The sequence below is a fragment of the Planctopirus sp. SH287 genome, assembly GCF_056500625.1.
Window position 1 is genome coordinate 5,372,394 of sequence record NZ_CM151403.1, and the last position, 12,879, is coordinate 5,385,272.

General features: G+C 54.2%; 9 protein-coding genes. 8 read left to right on the forward strand and 1 reads right to left on the reverse strand.

What is annotated here, in order from left to right:
• Window positions 1-16 precede the first annotated feature (16 nt).
• The 6 genes from plsX (at window position 17) to SH287x_RS20015 (ending at window position 6,542) form a co-directional block, all read left to right on the forward strand.
• Window positions 17-1,039 (forward strand): phosphate acyltransferase PlsX, encoded by a 1,023-nt coding sequence (plsX, locus tag SH287x_RS19990; protein ID WP_479516171.1) that lies wholly within the window; start codon window positions 17-19, stop codon window positions 1,037-1,039.
• A 343-nt stretch (window positions 1,040-1,382) separates the two neighbouring features.
• Window positions 1,383-2,294, forward strand: coding sequence for an ACP S-malonyltransferase (fabD, locus tag SH287x_RS19995; RefSeq protein WP_479516172.1), 912 nt, complete (start codon window positions 1,383-1,385; stop codon window positions 2,292-2,294).
• Between the two features lie 318 nt (window positions 2,295-2,612).
• On the forward strand, window positions 2,613-2,849 hold the full coding sequence (acpP, locus tag SH287x_RS20000; protein ID WP_479516173.1) for an acyl carrier protein: 237 nt from the start codon (window positions 2,613-2,615) through the stop codon (window positions 2,847-2,849).
• Window positions 2,850-2,852: 3 nt separating this feature from the next.
• Window positions 2,853-4,091, forward strand: a complete 1,239-nt coding sequence (gene fabF / locus SH287x_RS20005; protein WP_479516174.1) for a beta-ketoacyl-ACP synthase II — start codon at window positions 2,853-2,855, stop codon at window positions 4,089-4,091.
• Between the two features lie 388 nt (window positions 4,092-4,479).
• Window positions 4,480-5,046, forward strand: coding sequence for a YMGG-like glycine zipper-containing protein (locus SH287x_RS20010; protein WP_479516175.1), 567 nt, complete (start codon window positions 4,480-4,482; stop codon window positions 5,044-5,046).
• A 173-nt stretch (window positions 5,047-5,219) separates the two neighbouring features.
• Window positions 5,220-6,542, forward strand: a complete 1,323-nt coding sequence (locus SH287x_RS20015; protein WP_479516176.1) for a beta-ketoacyl-[acyl-carrier-protein] synthase family protein — start codon at window positions 5,220-5,222, stop codon at window positions 6,540-6,542.
• 308 nt (window positions 6,543-6,850) lie between these two features.
• Here the strand turns inward: SH287x_RS20015 and wrbA are convergent, their stop codons facing one another.
• Window positions 6,851-7,450 carry an NAD(P)H:quinone oxidoreductase gene (gene wrbA / locus SH287x_RS20020; protein ID WP_479516177.1) on the reverse strand — a complete coding sequence of 200 codons (600 nt, stop codon included), beginning with the start codon at window positions 7,448-7,450 and terminating at the stop codon, window positions 6,851-6,853.
• Window positions 7,451-7,922: 472 nt separating this feature from the next.
• On the opposite strand from wrbA, the gene SH287x_RS20025 reads away from it, so the two are divergent.
• Together SH287x_RS20025 and SH287x_RS20030 are read left to right on the forward strand one after the other, a co-directional pair.
• Window positions 7,923-11,618 (forward strand): tetratricopeptide repeat protein, encoded by a 3,696-nt coding sequence (locus SH287x_RS20025; RefSeq protein WP_479516178.1) that lies wholly within the window; start codon window positions 7,923-7,925, stop codon window positions 11,616-11,618.
• A gap of 119 nt (window positions 11,619-11,737) precedes the next feature.
• The gene (locus SH287x_RS20030; RefSeq protein ID WP_479516179.1) at window positions 11,738-12,808 is read left to right on the forward strand and encodes a tetratricopeptide repeat protein; all 1,071 of its coding nucleotides are present in this window, start codon (window positions 11,738-11,740) and stop codon (window positions 12,806-12,808) included.
• Window positions 12,809-12,879 lie beyond the last annotated feature (71 nt).

A 12,879-nucleotide genomic window follows, 5' to 3' on the forward strand; every position in this document is an offset into this window, starting at 1 on the left:
CGGTAAGGATCAATCTGTGGCGAAAGTCGCATTGGACGCGATGGGTGGGGATGTGTTTCCTCAGCCCAACGTCGATGGAGCGATCAAGGCGGTCGAGGCAATTCATGACCTCGAAGTGGTGCTCGTGGGTGACGCACCTCTCTTGATTGGCCAGGTTGAATCACACCCGGAGTTTGGCCGTCGCCTGACGGTGCATGCGGCGGATGGCTACGTGGGCATGGACGAAAAGCCGACAGAGGCGCTTCGCAAAAAGCCCAATTGTTCGCTATCGGTCTGCTGGCAATTAATGGCTGCGAAGAGTGTGGACGCCGTCGTGAGTGCCGGGCATACCGGTGCTGTGGTGGCCGCCGGGCTGAGAACACGTCTTTTCCTGAAGAATGTGCGCCGCCCTGGCATTGCCGTTGTGCTCCCGACCATGCGTGGTCGCTGCATTCTGATGGATGTGGGCGCCAATCCCGCGGTGCGACCTGAGCACCTCTTGCAGTATGGTGTCATTGGCGCCATTTACGCCCGCAACATGCTGGGAGTTGAGCATCCTTCCGTCGGTCTGATGAATATTGGTAGTGAAGACGGCAAAGGAAACGATCTGGTTCGCGATGCGCAAGAGCTTTATTCCAAAAGCAAAGCGATTCAGAAGTATAACTATGTCGGTAACGTCGAAGGACGCGATCTTTATGAAGGTCGAACTGACGTTGTGATCTGCGAAGGTTTCGTCGGCAATGTCATCCTGAAGTCGAGTGAGGGGATGGTTGACATGCTCTTCAAGACCGTGGGAAAAGCTGTCATTTCGGCCCTGGATACAGAGCGGCCGAAAGCCATTGAGGCACTGCAGCAGTTAGAGCGGAAATACGTTTACCACGAATCCGGTGGAGCACCTCTCCTGGGTGTGGATGGCAATTGCATTATCTGCCACGGATCAAGCAACAGCCACTCGATGTATAACGCCTTGAAATTGGCTTACGAGTTACAGTCTCGCGGGATTAACGCTCAGATCTGCGACGAACTGGAAGTTGATTCCCAGTTGGTGGGCTTAGCCTGATCCATGAGTGTTACGCGGTCAGCGCCATCCGTTCGCCGCTGGAAATAGCGATCTGTAAATAGCGCTCTATGTGCCATGCTTGCGGCTTTAAGCGAGCTGTTTTTGCGATCTTCAACGCGCGATTTCAAGTTGGAAGGCGTGTAACTTGCAGTTTTTCTGCCGAGTTGCGAACCTGCAGGAAGATCTTTTGAGCCAGCGATGCCGGCTCACAGCCACGATAGACCCGTTTCCGGGTGAATGTGGCGGCGTATGACCGTCATTTGTTCTGAAAAGTCCGGGTTTATACGCCGCCAGAACGCGACTGTTAAGAGGGAAACCGCACAAGACGGAAGGCAGGCCAACGTTGGCGAAAGTTGCATTTTTGTTTCCGGGCCAGGGTGCTCAACATCTGGGGATGGGTGTCGGGTTACGACAGAAGTATCCTGCGGCACAAGCACTCTTTGATCAGGCGAGCGAAATTCTGGGCTATGATCTGGCGGCGATTTGTCAAAGCGGCCCGCAAGAGCGTCTGGATAGCACGGTGATCAGCCAGCCCGCATTGTTTGTGACTAGCCTGGCCGCCCTGGAATCCCTCAAGGTGGAAAACCCTGCTCTGGTTGATGCCTGTGCGACCAGCGCTGGCTTGAGTCTTGGAGAATACACCGCCCTGGTTTTCGCAGGGGCCATGTCCTTTGAAGAAGGATTAAAAGTTGTCGCGGCTCGTGGTCAGGCCATGCAGGCCGCAGCCGACGCGTCTCCTTCGGGAATGGTCAGTGCCCTGCTTCTGGAGCTTCCGCAGGTTGAAGCCGTTGTGGAGGAGTCTCGCGAGGCGGGGCAAATCTGGATTGCCAACTATCTTTGCCCAGGGAACACGGTTCTGTCGGGTGATAAAAGCGCCTGTGCAAAAGCGGCCGAACGAATTGAAGCCGCCGGCGGACGTCCGATCCCTCTGGCTGTGGCGGGCGCGTTTCATACGCCGCTCATGGCCTCGGCCTGTGAGCAATTGTCGGGTGCGCTTGAGTCCGTTGCATTGAAATCACCACGGATCCCCGTGCTGTCCAACGTCGATGCCACGGCACATCACGATCCAGCGGAATTGCGAAAACTCCTGGTTCAACAAGTGACTGAACCGGTGCTTTGGGAAAAGTCGATCAGAAATTTATTGGCCGATGGGGTTGATTCGTTTTACGAAGTCGGGCCAGGAAAAGTTCTCAAGGGGTTGCTAAAGCGAATTGATCGCAAAGTCGCGTGTGAAACTGTCAACGATACGATTTAGGGTGTAAGAGAACCCGACAGTCGTTTGATATCAGCTTGAAAATCGAATGAAACGTTAAGAAATGTCGGGGAAAGTGAACCTGGCAGAAAACCGGGAATGCTGTCGCGTCGCTCTCAGGGTTGCATTAGCGGCGCAATTTGCCGAAAACAGGGTAAATCAGGCCGCTTTGCGAATCTCGCAAAACGGGTGATTGTTGTGGTTTACACGATGTGGAAAAGCGGTTAGGCTCTCGCCACCTACGCGGGACGGTAAGTTCAGTTTCCCGTTTTGGATGAGGCCGAGAGGCGTCTAACAGTTCAAGCGGTTTAGGAGAATGGCGTGTCGTCGTCGGTAGAAGAAAAAGTAATCGCAATTGTCAGCGAGCAACTCAGCATCGCCAAAGAAGATGTGAAGCTGGAAAGCTCGTTTATCGATGATTTAAAAGCAGACTCCTTGGATGTCGTTGAACTCGTAATGGAATTCGAAGACGAATTTGGTATCCAAATTCCCGACGAAGATTACGAGAAGATTAAAACGGTTGGTGATGCAGTTAAGTACATTTCAGAGAAGCAGTGACGGATGGCTAGACGTGTCGTCGTGACAGGGATGTCGGTCGTCACCGCCTTAGGCTGCGAGCTCAGTGAATTCTGGGACAATCTTTGCAGCGGTAAGAGCGGTGTGTCTCGACTGGAACGTTTCGATCCTTCAGAGTTCAAAGTGAACTTTGGCGGGGAAATCAAAGATTTCAACGCTGAAGACCACTTTGATCCCAAGGAGATGAAGCGGTTGGATCGCTTTTGTCAGTTCGCTATGGCGGCTGCCGATAAAGCGATTCGTCAGTCGGGGATCGATTTCAAATCCTATACAGATCCCTATCGCTGCGGCGTCATCGTCGGCAGTGGCATTGGGGGGCTGAACGAAATTGAAGAGCAGCACGCGCGGCTCTTTGATCGCGGCCCTTCTCGTGTCTCGCCGTTCATGATTCCCAAGCTGATGGTGAACGCTGCCAGTGGTAACCTTTCGGTCTATTACGGGCTGAAAGGCCCCAGTAGTGCCGTGGCGACTGCCTGTGCATCGGCATCAAATGCGATAGGTGACGCCTTTCGCATGATCCAGTCTGACATGGCTGATGTCATGATCGCTGGGGGCAGTGAAGCAGCCATCACGCCGATGGGGCTTTCCGGCTTTGCACGGATGGGCGCACTCTCGACGCGGCTTGATTCTCCTGAAACGGCCAGTCGACCATTTGATCGCGATCGCGATGGATTTGTCCTCTCGGAAGGAGCCGGTGTTGCGGTTCTGGAAGAGTATGAACACGCGAAGGCTCGTGGCGCTGAAATCCTGGCGGAAGTCCTCGGTTACGGGATGTCTTCCGATGGAAACCATATGACGGCCCCCGATCCTGAAGGGGCCGGCGCTGCCAGGGCGATGGCAAACTCATTGCGAGATGCCAAGATCAACCCCGGGCAGGTTCAGTACATTAACGCTCACGGGACAAGCACTCCTCTGGGGGATAAAGCTGAGTCCAACGCCATCATGACGGTCTTCGGCGAAGAGGCGAAATCGGTCTGCGTTTCCAGCACAAAGAGCCAACTGGGGCACCTTCTGGGAGCCAGCGGTGGTGTCGAATTTGTGGTGGGTGTCCTGAGCTGTATTCACGGTGTTGTTCCGCCGACAATCAATCTGGACAATCAGGATCCCGACTGCAAACTGGATTATGTTCCGAATATTGCTCGGAATGTGCGCGTCGACAAGATGCTTTCCAACAGCTTCGGATTTGGTGGCCACAACGCTTGTCTGGTTCTTGGTCGTCTCTAAAAAACTCTGATAAAACCTCTGATGCCGTGAGAATTGGCGAAGCTTCGGCTTTTTCAACAGGCGCAACCGGTTTTGTCAGGCGTTTTAGGCAAGATTTTCCGGGCGATCAGGGATGGCGACATCTCGAATCTGACATGGCTCAATAAGTCTGCCCGAGGAATGGATTCGTCTCCGGTCTTGCCAAGACTGAAGACACAGAATTCGTGATACACAGAATTCGTGGGAATGACTTGACTGGTCAGTGATTAAGTTCAATCACAGCCATCTTGCCACCTCCACCCTTCGGGCCATTGGTTCGTTAGATTCAGAGCACATTAGATATAGAGCACTTTCTGAGTTGATCGCTGTCCGATCCGGCTCTCCTCTCGTCATTGTGAAAGGTTCATGGATGAACTTTCCGCGGACGTCTTATTGGTCTGGTGCGGCGTTGACCTCGGCCTCAACCTGTTGCTCCACAATCGATCTTTCCACAATTTCCCTAAGGCTCTGCTTCACGGTTCTCGGCCTGGGGCTGATGGTGCTGTTTTCTGGCTGTACCCATATGAATGGGACGCGGCACGGAGCGGTTGCTGGCGGCACTTTTGGTGCGATTGCCGGGACTTTGGTCGGTGCTGCGACTGGCAACCCTAAGACAGGTTTGGTGGTCGGAACTGCACTTGGAACAACGGCGGGGGCCGCCATGGGCCATGCTGATGATGTGGCCTTTGCTCGTGAAGTCCAGTTGGAGGCCGCCGCCAATCAACATGCCGTTGGCATGATGTACGGGCGTGCCATGACTGAACAGGATGTTTTGCGAATGATTCACTCCGGAATCAGCGACGATCTGATCATCAGCACCCTGGCCGATCGTGGAGGCCGTTTTCGGCTCCCCCCGGAAGGTGTCATTGAACTGAGAAATCGGGGCGTTTCTGACCGTGTGATTCAAGCCATGCAGCGATACAACTTATGGCGATAACTGGCAAGGTGACGGATGAGTCAGTGCTGATTGGGAGATTGGCTTGCAAAAGTGATCCAAATCGACTCTCTTTCCTGATTCAATTGTCCGAAAAAGCCAGCAATGCTTCTCGGAAGGGGCGATGGCTCGTTTTTACGGGTAACAAGGATTGCCTCTGGAATTGACAGACGGAGATGAGACAACACGCCATGGGCTTAAGAAGTAAAAGTGCAGAAGACATTGTCATTACCGGCGTGGGTGTTCTCAGTCCCATTGGCATTGGGATGGAACGCTTCACGGAACAACTGAGAGCCGGCACTTCGGGAGTGAGCAAGACAAGGCTCTTTCCCGGCTTTGCCAGCCCGGGTTCCGCGACTGGGGAAATCCACGATTTTGATGATGACTCTGCCAAGAAAATTTACCTGAAAGAAGTCCGCCGCAGCATCAAGCTGATGTGCCGTGATATTCAATTAGGGGTCGCCAGTGCTTTGATGGCGCTCAATAATTCCAAGCTGGATCTGAATCAGATCGATCATGAGCGCATGGGCGTCGAGTTTGGCGCGAATCTCATGTTGAGTGAACCAGATATCCTCGGGCCATCGGCGGTCGCGACTCAGGCGGCAACGGGAGATCTGGATTACGAAGGCTGGGGGAAAGCGGGAATCGCCAGCATGGAGCCGCTCTGGCTGCTCCGTTACCTTCCCAATATGCCCGCCTGCCATATCAGCATTGCGGCTGATGCTCGTGGCCCCAGCAACTCGCTGACTCTCGATGAAGCCTCGGGGAATGTCGTCATTGGTGAAGCCGTCCGCATTCTTCAGCGCGGAGCGGCCGACATCATGATCACCGGTGCGACCGGTTCCTATTCGCATCCGATGCGGACGCTGCATCTGGCGTTACTGAAAACCATTCTGGCCAGTTCGCCCGATGAGCCAGAAAAACGATCCCGCCCGTTCGACCTTCATCGCAGTGGTTTTGTGGTCGCTGAAGGGGCTGGCACGCTGATTCTGGAAACCCGGGCGCATGCAGAAGCGCGGGGTGCCGTCATTCAAGGAAGAATTCTGGCGACAGGGGCGGCCACATGCGTCGATGTTGCCGGTCTTCCCCGATACCAGGATGCCTTTGAAGGCGCCTTGAAAGCCGCTTTCCGTAACGGACAGCTGGAAGCTTCTGACATCGGTCATTACAACGCTCATGCCGCTGGTGTGGGGGATGTCGATGCGGCGGAAGCCCGTGCTATCAACTCGGTGTTTGGCGACAGGCAAATCCCGGTCACTGCTCCCAAGAGCTTCCTGGGGAATTCCTCAGCCGGTTCGGGGATGGTGGAACTGATTACCTCTCTGGCGGCAGTTCGTAGCGGATTTGTTCCGCAAACCCTGAACTATGAAACCCCCGATCCCGCATGCCCTGTCAATGTAGTCACGACCGCTGGCGTGGTTCCCGCCAACCAGACCTTTGCGTCAATGAATGTGACGCGAAAAGGACAGGCAGCCGTGGTGATCGTTGAAGTCGAATAGTGCTTTGTCACGGCTTTGAGTGAGCATGCCGGATTTGCGTTTGACGTTGATCCCGAAGTAGACCAAAGAGCATGCTTGTCTCAGAGCCGCAAGCATGGCACGCAAGGCGCCGTTAAATCCTGGGATCCGTATTATCTACCGACACTACACATTGACTCGGCTTCGCCTGCCTGCAACCTAACGAGAATCACCGCGCTCTGGCGGCGTAAGACCCTTCGTGGCTGAACGACTGGCCTCATACGCCGCCACGAAGCCCGTAAGGGCCTCGTAAGGGCGTGAACGCCAGAGAAAGAGGCTCTCGGGCCAACTTATGCCGTCATTTTGGCGGTGATCCTGGCGACATGTTCGCCTTGATAGCGGGCCATGGCCAGTTCTTTGGCGCTGGGCTGGCGTGAGCCATCGGCACCGGCGATGGTGGCAGCCCCATAAGGTGAGCCACCTTTCAGTTCGCTGATATCCGTCAATTCAGGACAGGCATAGGGAAGGCCGACATAGACCATGCCATGATGCAGCAAGGTGGGGATGAACGTCAGAATGGTCGATTCATTTCCACCGCCAGTTCCCGTGCTGGCAAAGACGCTGGCCACCTTACCGACCAAAGCTCCTTTGACCCAGAGGCCGCCGGTCTGATCGAGAAAGTTCCGCATCTGAGCGGCCATATTTCCAAATCGGGTGGGTGTTCCAAAAATGATGCCGTCGTAATTGCCAAGTTCTTTAGGATCAGCAATCGGGGCTGCCTGATCCAGCTTAACACCAGCGCGGGCTGCTGCCTCAGGGGGCATGAGTTCGGGAACACGCTTGACGATCACTTCCACGCCAGAAACCTTTGAGGCACCTTCAGCGATGGCACCCGCCATGGTTTCGATGTGGCCGTAAGAAGAGTAATAAAGCACCAGAAGCTTTGCCATGAGCAGGATCTCGGATTGATGGAAGGGTGAGCGGCAACGATTCGTTAACCCGTATTAGACAGCATCTGGCCGCGAAATACCAAAAGGCTTGCGAATCTCGCCACTGATTTTTCCGCAGGGACAGCCAGCGTCGAGCGTTGATGAAACATGCCTTGGGGCCGTTGTGTTTGAAACGAACAAGAACGCAGCCTTGTCTTAGGGTCTGAGTCGATCAAACTCTCAGGCAACAATTTTCGTAAGCATGATTGATGGGCCAAATTCAGGTCAAGCTGCTGGGCGTTATCAATGCTCGTCAGGCTGGCTAACTCCTTGCGATTCCTGCTTCCACCAGTGTATGGTGGATAGACATGTCAAGATGCGTGGATTCTCACTTTCACGCCCTGTCATTTCTCATTACGGATCAATTTGTTGCCTCTGCCGGGGCAGGGATGGTTCGTTCGTGCCACTTGAGTGACCTGCGGGATGTTCGACAATGCCACGACTTGAAGCTCTCCAAGATCAACTGTCATGCAGGACAGAGGAACAGCTCACCAAGAATTGTCGTCAAGAGAAAATTGCGACAACCAGCGGAGAGGCCTCCTGGAAGCGGTTCCTGCTGACCATGGCTTTCGGCGTTGTTCTTTGCGGAATTGTGCTGTACGGGCCAGCCTCAGTGGTTCACGCGGCGGAAGAGGATCTCCTCTTCATTGAGCGACTGCGACTGCGGGGTTATCACGATACGGCATTGCACTTTCTGGATCAGTTACAGTCTCGCACAAATATCCCGACCGAACTGAAACAGCGAATTCCTTATGAGCGCGCCATTACGCTGCTCGATGCTGCTAAACAGAACCGTGATTCCAAGTCGAAGAGTGGTCAGCTGGATCTGGCTCTGGCGTATCTGAATCAGTTCGTCAAAGAATCTCCCAACCTGCCGGAAGCGTTGACCGCGAATTTGCGTCGGTCAGAAATTCTGCTGGCAAGAACCTCAGCCGAAGTGGGCAATGCCCGTTCGGCACAAGGAGCTGCCGCCAACGAGGCCAATGAAAAAGCTCGAGAGGCCGCCCGGGAAGCGCGAACACTGCTCACGGCAGCTCAGACACAGTACGAAGAACGTCTCAAGTCGTTCCCTGCGCACATCGACAAAGCCGCTGATCCCGATAAGTTTGCGGCACGTGCAGAAACCGAAAATCAATTGATCAGCGTTCAGCTGGATCTGGCCCGCTCCAGCTATGAAGAAGCACAATCCTATCCGGCTGACAGTGCCGAGAAACGTCAGTTGTTGCAGACAGCAGCCGAAGCTTATGAAAAGCTCCATCAGAAATACCGTACGAATGTGGCCGGCCTCGTCGCACGGATGTGGCAAGGGAAGTGCTTTGAAGAACAGGGCGACCTGCCCAAGGCACTAGGGATCTATAAGGAAATTCTCGATCAGCCAGACAACTCTCCCTCGATGCTCAGCCTGAAAGATCAGGCTCGGCACTTTCAGTTGCTCTGCCTGAATCGGAAGTCCCCGCCGGATTATCTGGCGGTGACTGAGCAGGGAGAAGACTGGGTCAAAAATCATCGCAATCAGCTTCGCAGCCGTGCGGGACTGGGGATTCGCCTGGAATTGGCCAAAGCTTATGAAGGGTTGGGCGATGACCGTAAATTGATCAAGCCGGATCAACTGAAATTCTGGCGTTTGGCGGCAACGCATGCCCGCGATGTTTCTCAGTTTGGCGAGTTCAGCCGGGAAGGAACTGAGATTCTCCGTCGGCTCGATAAGAAAATTTCTGGAGATGAAAAAGCTCCCGACTCCTTTGAGCCGGCTCTCTTTATCGCACAAGCCAAAATGCAGGAACGCCAGGAAAAGCAGAAGGTCTATGAAGACGCTGTCGCTGCAAAAAAGCCAGCGGCTGAGCTGACCCGGATGCAACAGGAACTGATGCTGCTCAATCTGGAATCGATGCGGTCTTTTGAGTTGGCGCTCAAGCTGGCCACTCGTCAGGACGACCCGAAGAAAATCAATTCGGCTCGCTATATCTATGGGTTGAGTGCGTATCTGGCCGGTCGCAGCTATGAAGCGGCTGTGATCAACGAACAAGTGGCCCTGATGGCCCGTGGAGAGGATGAAGTCGAACTGGCACTCAACGCCTCTTATCTCTCGTTGATGTCGTTGATTCAGGGGTATACCGACAGTAAGTCGGAAGGAGCGATTCGTGATGCCGAACTCGATGTAGTCATCGCTTCGGCCAACCGCATGATCAAGCAGTTTCCTGATACAGCGAAATCCAATGATGTCCGGATGCAGATTGGCAAGCTGTACCAGCAACTGAAACGGAACGAAGAAGCTGCTGACTGGTTTCTGAAAATCCCTGAAACGGGCGGGAGCTATGCCGAAGCGCAGATGATGGCTGGCCAGTCCTATTGGAACGCTTATCTGACAGTTCCCTCGCTTCCTGAGTTTGAGCGTCCTGATGCTCAGAAGCGGGATCAATGGAAGAAGATTGCCCAGGAAAAATTAAAACTGGGGATCGATAAAATGTCGGAGAACCTGCCGCCCGAAGGCGTTTCTCCGAGTGAATTGATCTCTGGGAAATGGTCGTTAGCACAGATTCTGGTGGGGCTGGGACAGGATAAAGAAGCGGTGAAAATTTTGACCGCCGAACCCCATTCGCCACGCAAAGCGATCGCTGTTGCTGATGAAAAGAAGCGGCCATCTCGCGGGATTCAGAGTCGGCCTTTTGCCAGTGAAACCCTGAAACTTCTGGTGCGTGCCTATATCGGTTCTGGCCAGACCAAGGAAGCCAACCAGGCCATGAAGGATCTGGAAAAGATTGCCAGTGGTCAGGCCGGTGCCGACGTGACCCAGCTATATATCGGGATCAGCAAGCTGCTGAAAGAAGAACTGGATCGCTTCAAAGAATCTGGCGAGACCGAGCGATACAACCAGCTTCGCACAGCCTTTGAAGAGTTTATGAATGACCTGTCCAAGCGGACGGAAGGTCAGACATGGGCTTCGCTCACCTGGATTGGTGAAACCTATGCCGCTCTGGGTGAAGCGAGTGCTGGCGATACCGAAAAACAGGATCAGTTCTTTACCAAGTCGATGGAGGCCTTTGAGTCCATTCTCAGTAAGAGCGAAAGTGATCCCGCTTTTGCGAACGCCAATCAGCTTCTTTCCACCAAAGTGCGGCTCATTCGTGCTTATCGCATGAAGAAGAATTTTGACGCGGGTGAGAAGATCATCAACGAACTCATCGCCAAGCGACGAAACGATGTGCTGATACAGACGCAGGCGGCTGAGTTGTATCTCGATTGGGGGAATAACGGTGACTCTCAGTACCTCGTTTATGCTTTGACCGGAAATAACCAGAATGGCGTCTGGGGCTTTGGAACACTGGGCCAGCGATTGCAGCAGGCGATGGACAGTGGACGAGCTGACCTGCTGCCTCAGTATCTCGATGCCCGCTACAACGCAGGGACAGCCCGCGTCAGCCTGGCGGAAGCACAGACGGATTCCCAGAAACGAAGCCAGCAACTGCGAAATGCCGAGATTGAACTGGTGGCCAGTTTGAGCATCCTGCCAGACCTCAACGAGGAAGACCGCCGACGCTTCAACGATTTATATCGAAAAGTTCTGGAAGCGAGCGGGAAAGAGGTGGTAGATCTCCCCCGATTGGTATCGGCTCCTGCCGAAGTCGCCAAGACAGATCCTGCCAGCGAAAATGCGGCAGACGGAGCGGCATCATCCACAGCAGCCACCGCAAAAAAGAAGCCCGCCGAACCCGTGAAAGTCGACACCGCCTCTTCATCAAACACCGTGAGCTATGGGATTGTGGCTGTCGTTGTCTTGGGCTGCTGTGCGGCGGTTGGCTATTTCGTGATGATGAACAACAAGAAGCGTCCGAAAAAACTGCCTCCCTCAAAAGCCGAGACAAGCAACTTCAATTTCAATGCCGCCAGCTTTGCTGCCCCCGAGGTTCCTGTCGTTTCCCCGGCACCCGTAAAAGGGTTTGATATTGATGCCCTCAGCCGGCCAGCGGCAAAGTCAGCATCCAGACCAACAGCCAAACCAGCAGCCAAACCGACACCACGCCCGAAACCACAGGAGTCGGTGGCAACAGCAGAGCCTGCGGATCGGCCAGTGAAGCCTCCGATTCCCAGACCTCCTAAACCGAAGCCACCCGCTGATCCCACCGCGTGAACCACTCACGCAATTTCACAGCATATCGTTTGAAACAATGGACTTTCCTACTGACTCATCCCTCGCCAACCAGAGCGTGACTCGCCGGTGAATCTGGCCCAGATGACGGACTTATCAAGATGTCTCAATTCCCTACCCGTTTCCGGATTTTCTCCTGCACCTGGCTGGCTGTGTCAGCACTGGGGCTTTGGTTGGCAACCGAGGCCAATGCGGCTGACATTGTGATTCGGAAAGGGGGAACCCGTGTCGGTGGAGAAGCCACATCGACCAAATCCGGCATCACGGTGAAGCCACAAGTGGGCGATCAGGTGACGATTCCTCTGGCCGATATTCAATCGGTGGAATGGGATTCCACGCCCGCCGCCTTCAAGATTGCCTTAGGTGATCTGGCTGCCGGACGATTTGACAAGGCCATCGATTCACTCACCAAATTGAAGTCGGATAGCAAGGTCTCGGGAGACAACCTCAAACGGGAACTGGGTTACGCCCTGGCACGCGCTAAAGGACAACTCGCTCAGACAAACCCGGCTAAAGTGGATGATGCCGTGAAAGAGCTGAAAGCCATTCAGTCGAGCGACCCCAACTTTTATCAATACTTCCCTTCGGTCATTTTGCTGGGCGATCTCCTGGTCAACAAAGGGGCATACGACGAAGCGGCTCGCGCTTTCGCCTCGTTCGATGAAGTGACAGATCCCTCACTGAAATTGCAGGGGCGCAGTTATATTGGCCGCGTCTTGCTGGCTCAGGGAAAACTGAATGAAGCCAGTGCTGCCTTTGATGAAGTGCTGTCTGCTTCGGGACAGGACGAAGCCTTGGCGCCTCGCCGACTGGATGCCATGCTCGGAAAAGCGCGAGTGGCCATTCAGAAGAATCAATACACCGAGGCTCTCCCTTTGCTGAACGATGTCATGTCGCAACTGAATGAAAACAGCAGTGGCATTGGCGCGGAATGCAAGCTTCTCCAGGGGAACTGCCAGCAGGCGTTGAATAAGCCCATGGATGCCGTCCTGTCCTATCTGTACGTTGACCTGAATTATCCTCACGAATCAACGGCTCGTGCCGAGGCGTTGTACCACCTGACCAATCTGTGGCGAGTGGTTCAGCATCCCGATCGGGGACTGGAATCCCGTGCTCGATTGGAAGCCGACTATCCCGGAAGTCCCTGGGCCAAAAAACTGTCCGGCAACTGAAATTCACTTTTGAACCATGCCACTTCTCACAAATCCCAGTCAACATTGGCTGGGATTTGCATTGGCAGAAA

Coding starts and splice junctions, on each gene's coding strand:
- SH287x_RS20030 (WP_479516179.1), top strand. CDS start 11,738: ATGTCTCAATTCCCTACCCGTTTCCGGATTTTCTCCTGCACCTGGCTG.
- SH287x_RS20025 (WP_479516178.1), top strand. CDS start 7,923: ATGCCACGACTTGAAGCTCTCCAAGATCAACTGTCATGCAGGACAGAG.
- SH287x_RS20010 (WP_479516175.1), top strand. CDS start 4,480: ATGAACTTTCCGCGGACGTCTTATTGGTCTGGTGCGGCGTTGACCTCG.
- wrbA (WP_479516177.1), bottom strand. CDS start 7,450: ATGGCAAAGCTTCTGGTGCTTTATTACTCTTCTTACGGCCACATCGAA.
- fabF (WP_479516174.1), top strand. CDS start 2,853: ATGGCTAGACGTGTCGTCGTGACAGGGATGTCGGTCGTCACCGCCTTA.
- SH287x_RS20015 (WP_479516176.1), top strand. CDS start 5,220: ATGAGACAACACGCCATGGGCTTAAGAAGTAAAAGTGCAGAAGACATT.